Source organism: Gluconobacter wancherniae NBRC 103581 (assembly GCF_007988885.1).
Taxonomy (GTDB): domain Bacteria; phylum Pseudomonadota; class Alphaproteobacteria; order Acetobacterales; family Acetobacteraceae; genus Gluconobacter; species Gluconobacter wancherniae.
The window spans coordinates 522,516-537,936 of the sequence record NZ_BJUZ01000001.1 but is presented as its reverse complement, the minus strand read 5'-3'; the positions used below and the strand labels follow the sequence as shown (position 1 = coordinate 537,936).

General features: G+C 56.3%; 18 protein-coding genes and 1 tRNA gene. 11 read left to right on the top strand and 8 right to left on the bottom strand.

Annotated elements, in window-relative coordinates:
- Positions 1-80: 80 nt before the first annotated feature.
- Positions 81-1,037: a complex I NDUFA9 subunit family protein gene (locus GWA01_RS02475; RefSeq protein ID WP_228118290.1), complete on the bottom strand. Its 957-nt coding sequence runs from the start codon at positions 1,035-1,037 to the stop codon at positions 81-83.
- A gap of 111 nt (positions 1,038-1,148) precedes the next feature.
- Between GWA01_RS02475 and GWA01_RS02470 the strand changes: the two genes are divergently transcribed.
- The 7 genes from GWA01_RS02470 to rpoN all read left to right on the top strand — a co-directional run bounded on the left by GWA01_RS02470 (position 1,149) and on the right by rpoN (position 6,700).
- A tRNA-Leu gene (locus GWA01_RS02470) sits at positions 1,149-1,235 on the top strand.
- A 52-nt stretch (positions 1,236-1,287) separates the two neighbouring features.
- Positions 1,288-1,932, top strand: coding sequence for a ribonuclease D (locus GWA01_RS02465; RefSeq protein WP_146793676.1), 645 nt, complete (start codon positions 1,288-1,290; stop codon positions 1,930-1,932).
- A 17-nt stretch (positions 1,933-1,949) separates the two neighbouring features.
- Positions 1,950-2,936, top strand: a complete 987-nt coding sequence (locus GWA01_RS02460; protein ID WP_146793674.1) for a KpsF/GutQ family sugar-phosphate isomerase — start codon at positions 1,950-1,952, stop codon at positions 2,934-2,936.
- Entirely contained in the window at positions 2,933-3,688 is a 756-nt protein-coding gene (gene lptC / locus GWA01_RS02455) for an LPS export ABC transporter periplasmic protein LptC (RefSeq protein WP_146793672.1), read from the top strand. Before GWA01_RS02460 ends, lptC begins: the two co-directional genes overlap by 4 nt.
- 7 nt (positions 3,689-3,695) lie before the next feature.
- Positions 3,696-4,619 carry an LptA/OstA family protein gene (locus GWA01_RS02450; protein ID WP_146793670.1) on the top strand — a complete coding sequence of 308 codons (924 nt, stop codon included), beginning with the start codon at positions 3,696-3,698 and terminating at the stop codon, positions 4,617-4,619.
- Positions 4,616-5,371: an LPS export ABC transporter ATP-binding protein gene (gene lptB, locus GWA01_RS02445; protein WP_146793668.1), complete on the top strand. Its 756-nt coding sequence runs from the start codon at positions 4,616-4,618 to the stop codon at positions 5,369-5,371. Before GWA01_RS02450 ends, lptB begins: the two co-directional genes overlap by 4 nt.
- 9 nt (positions 5,372-5,380) lie before the next feature.
- Positions 5,381-6,700: an RNA polymerase factor sigma-54 gene (gene rpoN, locus GWA01_RS02440; protein ID WP_146793665.1), complete on the top strand. Its 1,320-nt coding sequence runs from the start codon at positions 5,381-5,383 to the stop codon at positions 6,698-6,700.
- Here rpoN and GWA01_RS02435 read toward each other — a convergent pair.
- From GWA01_RS02435 to GWA01_RS02425, 3 genes are all read right to left on the bottom strand, one after another.
- Complete coding sequence (locus tag GWA01_RS02435) at positions 6,697-7,059, bottom strand: RidA family protein (RefSeq protein WP_146793663.1); 363 nt, start codon at positions 7,057-7,059, stop codon at positions 6,697-6,699. The genes rpoN and GWA01_RS02435 overlap by 4 nt on opposite strands.
- Positions 7,060-7,069: 10 nt before the next feature.
- Positions 7,070-7,321, bottom strand: coding sequence for a DUF1150 family protein (locus tag GWA01_RS02430; protein WP_146793661.1), 252 nt, complete (start codon positions 7,319-7,321; stop codon positions 7,070-7,072).
- A gap of 61 nt (positions 7,322-7,382) precedes the next feature.
- Positions 7,383-7,889 (bottom strand): Hsp20 family protein, encoded by a 507-nt coding sequence (locus GWA01_RS02425; RefSeq protein WP_146793659.1) that lies wholly within the window; start codon positions 7,887-7,889, stop codon positions 7,383-7,385.
- 163 nt (positions 7,890-8,052) lie between these two features.
- Here GWA01_RS02425 and def point away from each other — a divergent pair, with 163 nt between their 5' ends.
- From def to truA, 3 genes are read left to right on the top strand one after another with little or no spacing between them, the layout of a single operon-like run.
- Positions 8,053-8,601 carry a peptide deformylase gene (def, locus tag GWA01_RS02420; protein ID WP_146793657.1) on the top strand — a complete coding sequence of 183 codons (549 nt, stop codon included), beginning with the start codon at positions 8,053-8,055 and terminating at the stop codon, positions 8,599-8,601.
- 7 nt (positions 8,602-8,608) lie between these two features.
- The gene (fmt, locus tag GWA01_RS02415; RefSeq protein WP_146793655.1) at positions 8,609-9,517 is read left to right on the top strand and encodes a methionyl-tRNA formyltransferase; all 909 of its coding nucleotides are present in this window, start codon (positions 8,609-8,611) and stop codon (positions 9,515-9,517) included.
- On the top strand, positions 9,510-10,289 hold the full coding sequence (truA, locus tag GWA01_RS02410) for a tRNA pseudouridine(38-40) synthase TruA (RefSeq protein WP_146793653.1): 780 nt from the start codon (positions 9,510-9,512) through the stop codon (positions 10,287-10,289). Before fmt ends, truA begins: the two co-directional genes overlap by 8 nt.
- Positions 10,290-10,311: 22 nt before the next feature.
- Here the strand turns inward: truA and GWA01_RS02405 are convergent, their stop codons facing one another.
- From GWA01_RS02405 to dapD, 3 genes are read right to left on the bottom strand one after another with little or no spacing between them, the layout of a single operon-like run.
- Positions 10,312-10,893 (bottom strand): hypothetical protein, encoded by a 582-nt coding sequence (locus GWA01_RS02405; RefSeq protein ID WP_146793651.1) that lies wholly within the window; start codon positions 10,891-10,893, stop codon positions 10,312-10,314.
- A gap of 38 nt (positions 10,894-10,931) precedes the next feature.
- Positions 10,932-12,077 carry a succinyl-diaminopimelate desuccinylase gene (gene dapE / locus GWA01_RS02400; protein ID WP_146793649.1) on the bottom strand — a complete coding sequence of 382 codons (1,146 nt, stop codon included), beginning with the start codon at positions 12,075-12,077 and terminating at the stop codon, positions 10,932-10,934.
- Between the two features lie 4 nt (positions 12,078-12,081).
- The gene (dapD, locus tag GWA01_RS02395; RefSeq protein ID WP_146793648.1) at positions 12,082-12,912 is read right to left on the bottom strand and encodes a 2,3,4,5-tetrahydropyridine-2,6-dicarboxylate N-succinyltransferase; all 831 of its coding nucleotides are present in this window, start codon (positions 12,910-12,912) and stop codon (positions 12,082-12,084) included.
- Between the two features lie 260 nt (positions 12,913-13,172).
- Between dapD and GWA01_RS02390 the strand changes: the two genes are divergently transcribed.
- Entirely contained in the window at positions 13,173-14,519 is a 1,347-nt protein-coding gene (locus tag GWA01_RS02390; RefSeq protein WP_186819430.1) for a GGDEF domain-containing protein, read from the top strand.
- Between the two features lie 8 nt (positions 14,520-14,527).
- On the opposite strand, the gene argB is transcribed toward GWA01_RS02390, so the two are convergent.
- Positions 14,528-15,409, bottom strand: coding sequence for an acetylglutamate kinase (gene argB, locus GWA01_RS02385; protein ID WP_228118433.1), 882 nt, complete (start codon positions 15,407-15,409; stop codon positions 14,528-14,530).
- Between the last annotated feature and the right edge of the window lie 12 nt (positions 15,410-15,421).

The window sequence follows — 15,421 nt, the reverse complement described above, 5'->3', positions numbered from 1 at the left end:
TGACCAATATGAAATTGATAGCCATGCATTTAATGCAAAACTGAAATTTTACCCAATAAAAAGGGTCCGTTTCGGACCATTCATGAGAAAAAGCGTCGCCAGCTCTTGAATACACTCCCCCCAAGATATGATGGCCCCACCAGTTTCAGCGAGACAGGATCAATCCCAAGACTTGCCAGCGTATCCACACCCGAGTGAACCACGTTATCGACACCCATCATCGCAACCTGATCACTTGTTAGGATATGACCGGGCAATTTCTCGAATATTTTTCCTTCTAACCGCGCCACGAAACCCGGAACCGAAATAAGCAGCCGCTTCCTGTTCGTTGCGTCGAGCACGAATTCCATCAGCTCACGCATCGTAAAAACATCCGGGCCACCCGCCTCTACGGTTCGCGCACCCTCAGAAGCTCCAAGCAACCTCACGATCGCTTCCGCTACATCCCCAACATACACAGGCTGAAAGCGTGTCTTTGATGCAAAAACCGGAAGAATGGGGGAGAGTTTTGCAATCAGCGCAAACATATTCATGAAGCTGTCGCGCGGACCGAACACAACGGAAGGGCGAATCAGCGAGGCACCCGGAAACGCAGTACGCACAACGCGTTCTGCCTCACCCTTACTCCTCCCGTAGGCACTCGGCGAATTGAGGGACGCGCCGATGGCCGAGACGTGAATATATCGCGCCACTCCACACTCATGGGCGACCCGCGCCGCACGCTGCGCACCGTAAACATTGATCTCGCGCATTTTCTGGACATCCGGGTCCATGATCGAAACCAGATTAACGACGGCATCCGCACGATCAAATGCTGCTGCAAGAGAATTCCCCTCAACAACAGATGCCTTGATCAGTTCAACGCGCCCCTCTCCGGGCGCGCGGGTCAGGGCTTCAAGTTTCGCCGGGTTTCTGACCGCCACCCGAACCACATGTCCAGCAGCGACAAGCCGTGCGACCAGCGCCCGACCTATAAAACCGCCCCCACCAATCACCGTCACAACACGCCCGGAGTTCTCCCTTTCTGGTGCATTCATATTTTTTCTCATTTCTTCCGTTTGTATGTTGACGGGTATCATGCCTCAGGCTAAACGCTCCTCACCAACTCGGGATGCCTCAGGCAACTGAACTTTCCCGGGAGCTTCTGAGCCCAGATGGCGGAATTGGTAGACGCGCAGGTTTCAGGTACCTGTGTCCGAAAGGACGTGGAAGTTCGAGTCTTCTTCTGGGCACCAGTCGGTTCAGGCATTCCCTGCCTTTTCCCTCTGAAAAATTCGGTGACAAAAAATGAGCCAGCAGAACGCCATCCATTTTTATGACGGCGATCTGCCAGACGATTTCGATATTGGTCCGCTTGTCGCCGTTGATACAGAGACCATGGGTCTCAACCCCCACCGAGATCGCCTTTGCCTTGTCCAGCTTTCAAGCGGTGACGGCGAGGCACATCTTGTTCAGATCAAACCCGTCTCCATGGGTGGGCGCGGATATGATTGCCCCAATTTGCGCGCCTTTATGGCTGATGACAGCATAACAAAGCTGATGCATTTTGCGCGCTTTGACGTAGCCGTCCTACAACGGGCACTTGACGTGACAGTCAGCTCCGTAATCTGCACGAAAATCGCCGCGCGCCTCGTCTATACATTCACGGATCGACACGGCTTGGCTTACTTGTGCCGAGATCTTCTGGGTGTCGATTTACCAAAACACCAGCAAAGCTCTGACTGGGGCGCTGACACACTAACGCCTGAGCAATGCAAATATGCCGCATCAGATGTACTGCATCTGCATGCGCTCTGGGAAAAGCTGGAAGCCATGCTCATTCGTGAGAACCGGCGCGAGCTTGCCCAGGCATGTTACGATTTCCTCCCGGCGAGAGCACGCCTGGATCTACTCGGCTACGAAGAGCCGGACATTTTTTCTCACCGCGCCTGAAGCTATAGCTGATTCCCATGACACAGATGCTGCGTTCTCCCCTGAGTTCGGCACTTTCCACCCTCGCCACGGAACGGGTGGGACTTCAGACACTTGAAGCCGAGATGGGTGGTTGCCTTGGCGAAACATTCAGCCGGGCCGTAGAGCGTATTTTTATCTCCCCTGGCCGCGTCGTCGTTACGGGCATGGGGAAATCCGGACATATTGGCCGCAAAATCCAGTCCACACTCGCCTCAACTGGCACCCCTTCGCTGTTTATGCACCCTGCGGAGGCAGCACACGGGGACCTTGGGATGGTGGGGCCGGAAGATATCATTCTGGCACTTTCAAACTCTGGCGAAACTGCAGAACTTGCTGCCGTCCTAAGCCATGCATCCCGCCAGAAACTGTGCGTGATAGCAATGACGGCAGCCCCCTCTTCCGCCTTGGCCAAAGCCGCGGAGATCGTCCTTGCTCTGCCGTCCGCCAAAGAAGCGTGTCCGATGGGGCTCGCTCCCACCACCTCCACACTTCTTCAACTCGCCTTGGGAGATGCTTTAGCGCTTGCCCTTCTGGAACGGCGTAATTTCACTGCAAATGATTTCAGCGTTTTTCATCCCGGCGGACGTCTAGGTGCAAGATTACGCCCTGTGCACGACCTTATGCATACCGGTGACGCCGTTCCTTTAGGCACCATGGACCTTCCGTTGCGAGCAGTCATTCTGGAGATGACTCGCAAAACATTCGGATGCATGGGCGTAGTTGATTCGGAAGGCGTTCTAAAGGGCTTGATTGCCGACGGTGACCTTCGTCGTGTACTCGACAGGGACCTCGATAATACGAAAGCTGCAGAAGTCATGAATACTGCTCCGATCACGACTTCTGCCCATACGCTTGCACAGGATGCACTCGTGCTCATGAACGAGCGCCCCAAGCCCATCACAAGCCTTTTTGTGCTGGATGACGATCATCGCCCCCTTGGCATCATTCATCTTCATGACCTGCTGAGGGCTGGAATTGTATGACCGATTCCCCGTCAAATGACCCGAAGCCTCGCAGAGAAGATTTCGCCAGCAACCGCTCCGAGAGCCTTGCAAAACTCGACTCCCTGCGCCGCCTTGCTTTTCAGAAAAAACGTGTTGCCCCCAGCGCCGAACTGATCGCACGTCGGCGCTCGCTGCTTGCACTTGCCAAATGGGCGCTTCCCTCTCTGGCGCTTGTGCTGCTCGCGTCGATCGCCGCATGGCCTGAAATCTCCCACCTGATCAATCAGAACCGAGCTGCCCTGCGCGAAATGGCGCGTCTCCGGGTGGAAAGCGGCAACATGGAAAACGCCGTCTATCGCGGCCTTGATGCCCATAATCATCTTTACATGATCACGGCACGCACCACTCACCAGGAGGGTCCGGACCGGGTCAATCTGGTAGATCCAGTGGCCGATATTCAGCTTTCCGGAAACTCCTGGGCGCACATCAAGGCAGATCGTGGTGTTTACATGCAGCACGAACAGACGCTTGATCTCGATGACCACGTTGTTCTGTACCGTGACGATGGAACACTGATGAATGGTCCGTCCGCCGATCTTGATCTGAAGCAGGGTGTCGTCGCCTCACGTGACTGGGTCCACGCGGAAGGTCCATTCGGCACCGAGGATGCGCAGGGCTACTTTATGGATCAGCATGCAGGCCTGCTCGAATTCACCGGACCGGGTCAGACCGTCCGCAATGACGATTTCGGTCCGGCTGCCTCTTCTGTGGCAGCGCAGAAAAGGCCATAACAGACACATGACAAGCCGCCTCGCCCTGCTTCCTGCCGTTATTCCCCTCTTGCTGCCGCTCGCCGCACATGCGGACGGTCTGGACATGTCGCACGGCGAGGCCGTCCGTTTGTTCTGGAAGCAGGAGGAAATCTATGACCGCAATGCTCAGACAGTCACCCTGACCGGCGGCGCGCGGGCGATCCGTGGCGATGTGACGGTCGATGCGGATGAGTTGATCGGCTATCTGCGCAAAAAGGCCGTTCCTGCCGGACAAACGCCTCCTCCCAAGACTGATGGCGCCAACGGTGACCCCATGAGTGGTTCGCTTGAGCTATATCGGATCGAGGCGCGAGGGAACGTCCACATTTACAACCAGACCGATCAGGGCTGGGGTGATCATGCCATCTATGACATGGATCAGGCCGTCATGGTCATGACGGGTCATGCACTGAAGCTCACAACACCACAGGACGTCCTGACAGCACGCGATGTCATGGAGTACCATTCCCAGACACGCATGTCCGTTGGCCGCGGTGACGCAACCGTCACGACAAATGACGGCAAACGCATCAAGGCAGACGTCCTGGTGTCCTTCAGCGCCCCCGCCGATCCCGCTCCTGCAGGCACGAATGCGAAGCCACCCTCAGGCGACGGTTCCCCAATGGGCGGATCTTCGAAACTGGATCGTGCTTATGGCTGGGGACATGTCGTTCTGCGAACGCCAACACAGACCGCTACCGGCGATCGGGGCGTGTATGTTTTCGCCACACAGATTGCCCGCCTGATCGGTCATGTTCATGTCACGCAGGGCCAGAACCAAAACAACGGATCGCAGGCCATCGTGAACATGAAAACCGGTATCGCCACAATGCTGCCGGGTTCGGACTCCCCTATTCAGGGCCTTGTCGTACCGAATGAAGCCTCCCCTAGCCAGGCGCCCAAAAAGTGAGTGAAACCTCGAACCCCAATTTTACGCCGGGCCCCGGCCTGATTGCCCATGGCATCGGCAAAACCTACAAGAAGCGCGCAGTTGTCAAAAACGTCTCGCTTCAAGTTCAACGCGGAGAAGCAGTTGGCCTCCTGGGACCCAACGGTGCGGGAAAAACCACCAGCTTCTACATGATCGTTGGCCTGGTGCAGCCCGATACGGGTTCCATCACACTGGATGGTGCGGATATCACGCAACTGCCGATGTATCGTCGCGCCCGTCTGGGGGTGGGATATCTTCCGCAGGAGGCCAGCATTTTCCGCGGCCTCAATGTCGAGCAAAACATTATGGCAGCCCTTGAAGTGATCGAATCCGATCCCGACAAGCGCGACACGATGCTGAATGGCCTTCTGGCTGAATTCGGCATCACCCATCTGAGACGCTCTCCGTCCCTCGCACTTTCGGGTGGTGAACGCCGCCGTCTCGAAATCGCGCGCGCGCTGGCAAGCCAGCCAAACTACATTCTTCTCGATGAACCACTAGCCGGTATTGACCCCATTGCCGTAGGTGAAATTCGCGATCTGGTCTCCCACCTCAAGGATCGAGGCATTGGCGTTCTGATCACGGATCATAATGTCCGTGAAACGCTTGAAGTGATTGACCGAGCCTACATCATGCATAGCGGTCAGGTGCTAATGGAAGGCACACCAGAGGCGATCGTTGCGAACGAAGATGTTCGCAGGGTCTATCTTGGAGAGAATTTCTCACTGTAATCTTCCGGAATGCTTTCACCCGGGCTGATACAGAGACAAACGCAGTCCATCGCCATGACGCCTCAGCTGCGTCAGGCGATCGAAATGCTGCAATATACCCAGCAGGATCTGGCACAATACCTACGCCAGCAGGCGGAGCAAAACCCACTCCTCATACTTGAGGAACGGGAAAGCTCTGCACCAGACCAACCACCAGCCGAGCCGTTTGATGACGATGACCCGGGCTATTTCACTTCTGACGCTGAGAAGCCGGAAGCTGCTGCTGACGGCCCCAATCTTCGCGAAGAAATCGCTCAGCAGATCAGACTCTCCTTCCCAGACCCCACTGAGCAGACTATCGGACTATTTCTGCTGCAAAATCTCGATGAAACCGGAAGACTGACCGAAGCGCCGGATTTTCTTGCAAAAACATTAGGTATCCAGACAGATACTCTAGAGACAATCCGTCAGAAGCTCATGCATTTTGACCCTGCAGGTTTATTTGCGGTTTCTCTGGAAGAATGCCTCTCAGCGCAGTTACGGGTTCGCAACAGACTAGATCCCGCCATGGCCATACTCCTTCGGAACCTGGATCTTCTTGCGGCCAGGGAGTGGCGAAAGCTCAGGGAATTATGCTGCCTGGAGCAGGATGATCTTCTGGATATGCTCGCCGAGATCCGCGCACTCGACCCTAAACCCGGATTTGAGCCTGAAACACGTCGGGTTGCCATTGAACCTGACGTTATCGTTCGCAGAAACGGGAGTGGCTACCGCATCTCCGTAAATACGCGCCTTCTCCCCAAAGTGAAGCTTGATACAGGCCTTCAGGAACATTTCTCCAGAACACAGGATTCCAAACATGCTGCGACGCGTTATGGAGCAGAGGCATCCTTCCTCCTGCGCGCACTTGAAAGCCGCAAGCAGTCCCTGCTGAAGATAGCCACGGGCATTGTCGAAAGGCAGCATGGGTTTCTGGAGCAGGGCCTGTCAGCGATGCGCCCGTTCACGCTCCGTGAACTCGCGAGCATTACAGGGCTACATGAAAGCACCGTCAGCCGCATCGTAAATGCCAAATACATGGACACGCCTAGAGGTGTTTTTCCCTTGCGGCTGTTTTTTCCATCTGCGCTCTCACAAACAGATGATAACAGCCTGAGTGCAACCGCAATCCAACAGCGCATCCGCCACTTTATTGCGAACGAGGGCGAGAACATCCTGTCCGACGATGCGCTGACCGCAATGCTTCAGGCCGAAGGAACTGCCATTCAACGCCGCACGGTCGCGAAATATCGTGAGGCGCTTGGCATTCCCAACTCAAGCCGCCGACGCCGCCTTGGGCGAACGGATTAGCGCAGTGCGGCAATCGCCGTGATTTCAACACGCCAGTCAGGATTGGCAAGTTGTGCTTCGACTGTAGCGCGTGCAGGCTTGTGCGCAGGGTCCAGCCAGACATCCCAGGCACGGTTCATCGCACCGATATCATTAATGTCCGTCAGGAATATCTGGACTGACAGAATCCGTGTCTTGTCCGTGCCCAGAGAAGCCAGCAGAGCATCAATCTGAGCCAGAATATCGGCCGTCTGCCCTTCAACATCGAGCGTCGCATCATCCGCAACCTGGCCCGCAAGATAGGCCAGCCCCCCATGGGTTACGACACCACTCAGGCGCTGCTCTTCCAGATGCCGTCCAATATCGGAATGTGTGCTCACAATTACTGCCTTACTGAAGAAGCGTTGGAATCATTTCGTGTTCGAGGATCGCATCAAGCGCACTTTCCTCGTCATCAGCAACAGCCATGGGCGTGCCGTCTGCGGCATGAATGGCCACAAGCTGCTCACCGTCATGCATCACCGACTTCATGTAGGCGATCTGAGACATGCCGAGAGCGAGGAACTCAGCCCCCGTGATCCGGCGAATATCGACCGGAACCACCTCGGCTGACCCGCTCCCGTTTTCAAACGGATTTTTCATTGCAGATACCTTTTTCTGGCCCTGCCCGGGCCACAGTATTTTCAGGGAGGACAACAAAAACCTATTCGTCGTCCAGATCTCTTACGGCCCTGGGCCGTCGCGGCTTGGGAGCAGGTGGCACAACCTCATGCTCAACAGGCTGACGCTGCGGTGTACGACGACCTTGCGAAATCGCAATCCGCTTCACGCGCACTTCAGGCTCAGGGCGCAGAAGGTCTATGTGCAGCAGACCATTATCAAGCCATGCCCCGCCAATCTCGATACCCTCAGCAAGCACAAACGCCTTGTGGAACTGCCGGGCAGCTATACCACGATGCAAAAATACGCGTCCCTGGCTGTCATCCGTCTGGCGACCACGAATGACAAGCTGGTTGTCCTCCTGCGTGATCTGCAGGTCGTCCATCACAAAGCCAGCCACAGCGAGAGTAATGCGTAGTGCCGTCTGGCTGAGCTGTTCAATATTATAGGGAGGGTAACCATCAGAAGTCGACTTCGATGCGCGTTCAAGCATCTGTTCGAGATGGTCAAAACCAAGGAACATTGGTGACGTAAACAGTCGTCCAGACATGGGCGCGAGCCTCCTCCGTGAGCGAGACATTGAATTCCGGACCCGCATATGGGCATCCGATTGAACAACAAGATATGGGGCACACGCCCTCTTATGCAAGTTTTCCCAACGAAAACGCCTCACAGACTGGCGTTTAACGCTCGCGCTCGCTACATCGCAGAGCATGAGCGAATTCGATTTCCTGAACGGCATCGACGAGGTGGCACCCACCCCGATCCTGATCGCCCCCCAGCCCGTCCTGCGTCAGGTGGCCCGTGAAGTGCGCCCTGAGGACATGGCCCTCCTGCGTGACCAGCTGCCTGGCATGTTCTCTGCAATGTATAAAGCACCCGGCATCGGTCTGGCTGCGCCTCAGGTGGGCCTCGGACTGCGTTTCGCGCTCGTGGACGTTACCGATGAGGACAAGGAGCGCGCTCCAATGGTTCTCATCAATCCGGAGATCATCGAGGAATCGGAGCAGTTAGCCGCCCGTGAAGAGGGATGCTTGTCCCTCCCGAACCAGTACGCCGAAGTCGTCCGGCCCGAATCTGTGCGCGTGCGCTACCGAAACCTTCTCGGTGATACCTGCGAACGTGAGGTTTCGGATCTTCTGGCAACCTGCATCCAGCACGAGATGGACCATCTGGATGGCATTCTGTTCGTTGACCATCTCTCCGCAATCAAGCGCAACATGATCATGCGCCGACTGGCCAAAGAGCAGAAAAGGCGCTGATCACACGATGCGGCTGATTTTCATGGGCTCGCCGGATTTTTCCGTTCCGGCACTCCACGCCCTTATCAACGCGGGCCATGAAATCGTGGCAGTCTATACGCAACCCCCTCGCCCCGCAGGTCGAGGCAAAGCGATGCGTCGCCAGCCCGTGCACGAAGCCGCCGAAACGCTGGGCATCGAAGTCCGAACTCCGGCGCGCGTCCGCCGCGACAAGGCAGAACATGCAGCCTTCGCAGCGCTCAATGCCGACGCTGCGGTCGTCGCAGCCTATGGCCTGATCCTGCCCAAAGAAATGCTGGACGCCCCAAGACTTGGTTGCCTGAACATTCATGCAAGCCTTCTGCCGCGCTGGCGTGGTGCCTCCCCCATACAGTCAGCCATTGTCGCGGGTGACCGCAAGAGCGGCGTATCCATCATGCAGATGGACGAAGGCCTTGATACAGGTGCGGTCCTGCTTGAAGAAGCTACCGAGATTACCGACACCGACACAGGCAGCACTCTGCACGACAGACTGTCCGAAATCGGTGGTCGCCTGATCGTACGCGCCCTTGCCGAGCAACCCACCCCGGTTCCACAACCAGCCGATGGCGTAACCTATGCCGAGCGCCTCACCCGTGATCACGGGCGCATCGAATGGACACGCACGAGCACTGAGATTGATTGCCAGATACGCGGCTTCACCCCGTGGCCCGGCGCTTTTACATCACTCAATGGCACTGTCCTGAAAATTGGCGCCGCTACTCCAGTTCATGGTCTTTCCGGGACGCCAGGGCAGACGATCGACGACAGCCTGACTGTTGCCTGCGGAACCGGCGCACTGCGCATCGAGCGGCTCCAGAAGCCTGGTCGCAGCATGATGAGTGCGGCTGAGTTTCTACGTGGTCAACCACTGCCGAAAGGCACGACACTTGGCTGATATCGCACGTTGGGCCATTCGTGTTGAATATGATGGTTCAGGTTTCATCGGATGGCAGAAACAGACAGAGGGCCTGTCCGTCCAGAGCGTCATTGAAGCTGCAGCAGCGCGTATCGTTGGGGATCGCCCTGTCGCTTCCGTCACAGCAGGCCGGACAGACACGGGCGTTCATGCCGCAGGTATTGTCGTGCACCTCGATTTCCCGGCAGATGCACGACTGGATATTCGCCAGATCCGTGACGGTATGAGCTACTTCCTCAAGCCGCATCGTGTCGTTGTTCTGGAAGCGGCTCCTGTCGATCTGGAGTGGAGCGCACGTTTCTCAGCAGTCTGGCGGCGGTATCGCTACACCATCATCAACAGGGCAAGCCGCCCCGTGCTTCAGATAAATCAGGCGTGGCATGTAAAGCGCCCGATTGACATTGAGATCATGCAACGGGGCGCTGATCACCTGCTTGGACGACACGATTTCACATCATTCCGCGCGACCGCATGTCAGGCCAAGAGCCCTGTACGCACCCTTGAGCTTCTGAGTATCCGGCGTGAGGGTGAACTCGTTATCATAGATACACAGGCCCGCTCGTTCCTGCATCATCAGGTCCGCAACATGGTTGGGTCACTGGCACTTGTAGGGACGAAACAATGGCATCACGAGCGCATGGCAGAGGCACTTGCCGCTCGCGATCGCCGTGCGGCAGGGCCCACCGCACCACCTGATGGTCTATGTTTGATGGAAGTTGGCTACCCGGAAGACCCATTCCGGAAGGAGTAAATGTCCTGTCGGGGCCGCCCGATCAAAAGCCGGGACCGAACATATCCACGAGCGCGTTGTAATGTGGCGGCAGTATCCAGAGCAGGACCAACACGCCAGACGCCACCACAGTCTGCAATACGGTCATGATCACAGCCTGCAGGGACGTCACTGCAAGCCCGACGCGAGTCACATACCAGGTCAGCCACAGGCTGTAGCACTGAATACCCAGAGCAACCCCGGAGAGGGACGCAGCGCTGTCTGCCAGCCCCGGAAAGACCAGCTTCAGCACGCCCTGCACCACGATCATCAGCATGAGAGGCAACCAGCCACACCAGAGTGACGCCGTGGCATAGCGCGTCCATAAGCCCTGACGCCCCAGATGCTGGGCATAAACCTCCGACACAACCAGTTGTATCAAAGTGCACACCAAGGGAACGAGCGCACGCGTAAAGCCCATCTTGTGCTGCCCTGAAGGCAGCAGGAAAGCCATGATGAGACCAATCAGGGACACCGCGAGAGTAGGTGCCAAGGCCGACAGGACTGCCTGAGAGCCTGTCCCGAAACAGTTCATGCCTTGCCCGCGACCGCGACCAAGGAGCCAGACTCCCAAAGGAATGCTCATGCCGGCAGAAGGTGGCCTGACGTCCGGGGTTCCAGGTCTCACAAGCCAAAATTCTCCATAAATGTCATATAAATCTGTGTCAGGTCTTCCAGGGTCGAAACTTCAACATGCTCATCACGCTTATGCATCGTCGCACCCACAAGACCAAATTCAGCAACGGGGCAATAACGCGAAATGAAACGCGCGTCAGACGTACCACCGCCAGTATCAAGGCACGGCTCCCGCCCGGTGACAGCTGTAATAGCCGCAGAAAGATGCTGCACCGCTGTGCCCGGCTCCGTCAGAAAAGCTTCACCACTGATGGCAATCTTCACTTCGGCACCCGGAGCATGACGTGCCGTCACCTCACGCAACCAGTCGGACAATACAGCGCCGGTATGTAAATCGTTGAACCGGATATTGAGCCTGGCAGAAGCTGTGCCCGGAATGACATTGGTGGCTGCATTCCCAACATCAACACTCGTCACCTGAAGAGAAGATGCTGCAAACCACTCTGTTCCTGTGTCCAGAGTTCTGTTTGTGAGCTCAGCCAGTAACGCAAGCAGACGATGGACCGGGTTATCGGCCAGATGAGGATATGCGACATGCCCCTGCACGCCGGTCACGACAATTTCGGCGTTCATGCTACCCCGACGGCCGATCTTTATCGTCTCACCCAAAACAGCAGGGTTGGTTGGCTCCCCCACCAGACAGAAATCCGGCAACTCATTGCGCTGGGAAAGCCACTCAATGACAGGCCGGGTCCCAAAATGGCCAGGCCCTTCTTCGTCGCCTGTAATCAGGAGTGAAACGGAGCCTTTCAAAGGCCGTTCCTGCAGAATTCTGGCGACCGCTGCGATAAAGCACGCGACGCCACCTTTCATGTCTGCAATGCCACGCCCGAACAAAAGACCGTCCGAGATCTCTGCGGAAAATGGAGCATGTGACCACCCTTCTCCGGGTGGCACAACGTCCGTATGTCCGGCAAAGCATAGCGATGGTGAGCCCGAGCCGATCCTTGCGAACAGGTTTGGTGTCGGTGCATCCTCGGGACCGAAGGGCAGAGAAAAAATTTCGAATCCCATCTTTTCCAGCATGCCAGCTATCAGCGCCTGCGCACCATCATCAGCAGGTGTTACGGAGCAACAGCGCAGCAGATCCTGAGACAACGTCACAGGATCCACCGGAAAAGATGAAGTAGTCATGATGTCAGTCGCGCAGCAGGTCGTTGATTGATGTCTTGGAGCGTGTCCGCTCATCCACACGCTTGACGATTACGGCACAGGCAAGTGACGGCAGGCCCGGGGCCTTGGGCGGAAGTGTACCAGGCACGACCACCGAATAGGCAGGCACACGTCCCATGAAAATCTCGCCCGTCACTCGGTCTACGATTTTCGTGGAAGCGCTGATAAAGACACCCATAGACAGAACCGATCCACGTTCAACGATCACGCCCTCTGCCACTTCGGAGCGCGCGCCGATGAAACAGTTATCCTCAATGATCACCGGCGCGGCCTGCAAGGGTTCAAGCACGCCGCCAATACCGGCGCCACCACTGATATGGCAGTTCTTTCCGATCTGGGCACAGGAGCCCACCGTGGCCCACGTATCGACCATTGTGCCGCTATCAACGCGTGCACCAACATTCACAAAGCTCGGCATCAGAACGACGCCCGGAGCAATATAGGCAGAGCGTCGAACGATTGCGCCCGGAACCGCTCTGAAACCTGCTTCGGCAAAGCGGAACTGGTCCCAGCCACTGAACTTCAAGGGAACCTTATCAAAGGCTGCCTCACCACCACAACCACGCTCCATCACACGGCTGTCGTGAAGACGGAAGGACAGCAGAACCGCTTTCTTCAGCCACTCATGCACGATCCATCCATCAGCACCGGGCTCTGCAACGCGAAGCGTGCCGGAATCCAGTCCTTTCAGGACCGTCTCAATGGCTTCGCGATCAGCCCCTTCGGTTTGTGAACTTAGTGTATCACGACGTTCCCAGAGGGCTTCGACAGTCGAACGGAGAGCATCATGCGGCATCGGCGGGTTATCCGGAAAAAGAAGCAGAAAACTGCCGGACCATGCGGATCACGGCTCTGCGTGTCAACGGTTGTTCTGCCACCTCTGCAACACAGACATATTTAACCAATCGTTTACCATAACCCCGATATAAAGCTGCCAATCTATCGTTTCGCCAGTTATCTTGCGGGGTACAGTACAGCATGACCGAAGCCTTTCAGCTGTTTCCGTCTCCTAAAAATATCCCCTCAAAGCCCGGACTGCCGAATAGCAGCGATCCCATGGCAGTTCTTTCCTCAACATTACAAAGCCGAGCCCGATGGAGAAATCTCGCACGGCAGGCTGTTGATCTGATCTTTGAGACAGACAGTTCCGGTCACATTGTGATGCTGGAACCCAAAAGCTGGCTTGATCACAACACATCTGATCTGGTCGGACAGCATATTACCGCTCTGTGGGATAACAACTGGCGCTTCCAATGCGCATCCTCCTATACCCGCCATGTCGTCCAGACAGAGGCCGCATCGGGTGATGTTTTTCAGGCACTCCTATCCTGTGAGCCCAACTGGAACGCGCAGGGGCAATTCAGTGGCACCCTTGGAACGCTTGTCATCATTCCCGATGGCGTCTTGCCGTCCACATCGGAAGAGGCCGCCACAGATGCATGGCACCCTCCCCTTTTACCGGGCGAAACACACTTTCTGGACAGTGTCATCGATGCTCTGAGGCAGACGATTCTGCCGCATATTGCTCTGGTTTCAGCCGCAACAAACCTTTTCGAACTGCTTGACTGTGAAGGTGCGCTCCTCGGCGATCTGGACCTTCAAAATGTTATGGTTCCCACGGCAGTCGAAAGGCTCAAAGTGCTCCATGGTCCGGCAGCCTTTCCCCGAGAAATCTCAACCTTACTGGAAAGCGACGGCCCTTCTGGAGAAACCGGAACAGCACGCATTCTGCGGAAACCGTATGATATCCTGCTGACCCGCGAAAACATCCGAAGCCGTGGGCGCATTGCTCTCATGCTCTGGCGCACGCGCCCCTGGACCACAGCAGACGCACAGGCGGCGACAACAATCTGCAAGATGTTTGCGGCCTACGTGGAACTTGACGGCGTCCATCGACACCTGCTCCAGACCTCTCCGTTCGACGTTACGACCGGCCTGCTGACCTGGCAAGGCTTTACAGAAAGCGTTGTACGACGCATGCCCCGCCTCGATCGGGAGCATCTCGCAGCAACCATGATGGTTGTGCGTGTTGAGGGTCTCTCAAGCATTTCGGAGACCCGCGGATTTGAGATTGAAGAAGAAGCCCTCTCGCAATCTGTAGCCCTTTTGAGCAATGCCGTTCGTCCGTCCGATGTCATGGCACGGTTAAGCAGCAACGTTTTCGTATTCTGGCTAGATGGCGGAGACCGTTTTGCTGCGGCTGAACGAGCTGAAAGAATTACTGCACACGGCGTGCCCATAATCGTCGACCCGCCGATCCATCTTGCAGCGCATATCGGGTTGGTCTGCCGGGAGCCCGGAATGACAGACACACCGGAGATGTTCCTCGAGCGGGCGCTTCAGGCTCTTAACGACGTTCCGGGACAGGATAGATTATGGTGCTTCTCTCATGAAGCACCATAATTATCACATCAAGCTGTAATCAGGGTTCCGGGTCCTGCCCGGGTGAAGAGTTCCAGCAGACAGGTATGCGGCACACGACCGTCGAGAATAACGGCAGCCTTGGCCCCTGCACGTACCGCCTGAAGGCACGTCTCAACTTTCGGGATCATACCGCCAGTGATCTGTCCCTCACGTATCAAACGATACGCCTCCTCGGCGGTAAGTTCCTCAATGACCTGTCCATGCTCATCGAGAACGCCAGGGACATCCGTAAGCATTAGCAGGCGCGTAGCATGCACCGCACCAGCTATGGCACCGGCAGCAGTATCCGCATTGATGTTATAGGTCTCGCCGTCGGCACCAACACCTACAGGAGCAATCACAGGAATCAGTCCAGAGCCGAGCAAGGCATATAGAACACGCGGGTCGATTTTCTCAGGCTCACCAACAAACCCAAGATCGATCACTTTCTCGATCTCGCTATCCGGGTCCCGGCGCGTCCGTACAAGTTTGCGAGCCATGATCAGGCCCCCATCCTTACCAGAAATACCAACAGCCAGAGCACCAGCACGGTTGATGAGTTCCGCGACCTGCTTGTTGACGCTACCTGACAGGACCATCTCGATAACATCAACCATGGACTGATCAGTGACGCGCAATCCATCAATGAATTCCGAGCGCAACTTCAGTCGCTCAAGCATGGAGCTGATCTGTGGACCACCACCATGCACAACAATCGGATTGACACCCACCAGCTTCAGAAGCGCAATGTCATGCCCGAAAGCATCTGCAAGACGCCCCTCACCCATGGCATGACCGCCATATTTCACAACGATGGTGTCACCAGCATATCGGCGAAGATAGGGAAGCGCCCCGGCAAGGATGGCAGCCTGCTGCTGCGCATCCGTCATGTCTGCAGCTAT

Coding starts and splice junctions, on each gene's coding strand:
- GWA01_RS02475 (WP_228118290.1), bottom strand. CDS start 1,037: ATGAATGCACCAGAAAGGGAGAACTCCGGGCGTGTTGTGACGGTGATT.
- GWA01_RS02465 (WP_146793676.1), top strand. CDS start 1,288: ATGAGCCAGCAGAACGCCATCCATTTTTATGACGGCGATCTGCCAGAC.
- GWA01_RS02460 (WP_146793674.1), top strand. CDS start 1,950: ATGACACAGATGCTGCGTTCTCCCCTGAGTTCGGCACTTTCCACCCTC.
- lptC (WP_146793672.1), top strand. CDS start 2,933: ATGACCGATTCCCCGTCAAATGACCCGAAGCCTCGCAGAGAAGATTTC.
- GWA01_RS02450 (WP_146793670.1), top strand. CDS start 3,696: ATGACAAGCCGCCTCGCCCTGCTTCCTGCCGTTATTCCCCTCTTGCTG.
- rpoN (WP_146793665.1), top strand. CDS start 5,381: ATGCTTTCACCCGGGCTGATACAGAGACAAACGCAGTCCATCGCCATG.
- GWA01_RS02430 (WP_146793661.1), bottom strand. CDS start 7,321: ATGAAAAATCCGTTTGAAAACGGGAGCGGGTCAGCCGAGGTGGTTCCG.
- GWA01_RS02425 (WP_146793659.1), bottom strand. CDS start 7,889: ATGTCTGGACGACTGTTTACGTCACCAATGTTCCTTGGTTTTGACCAT.
- def (WP_146793657.1), top strand. CDS start 8,053: ATGAGCGAATTCGATTTCCTGAACGGCATCGACGAGGTGGCACCCACC.
- fmt (WP_146793655.1), top strand. CDS start 8,609: ATGCGGCTGATTTTCATGGGCTCGCCGGATTTTTCCGTTCCGGCACTC.
- GWA01_RS02405 (WP_146793651.1), bottom strand. CDS start 10,893: ATGAGCATTCCTTTGGGAGTCTGGCTCCTTGGTCGCGGTCGCGGGCAA.
- dapE (WP_146793649.1), bottom strand. CDS start 12,077: ATGACTACTTCATCTTTTCCGGTGGATCCTGTGACGTTGTCTCAGGAT.
- dapD (WP_146793648.1), bottom strand. CDS start 12,912: ATGCCGCATGATGCTCTCCGTTCGACTGTCGAAGCCCTCTGGGAACGT.
- GWA01_RS02390 (WP_186819430.1), top strand. CDS start 13,173: ATGGCAGTTCTTTCCTCAACATTACAAAGCCGAGCCCGATGGAGAAAT.
- argB (WP_228118433.1), bottom strand. CDS start 15,409: ATGACGGATGCGCAGCAGCAGGCTGCCATCCTTGCCGGGGCGCTTCCC.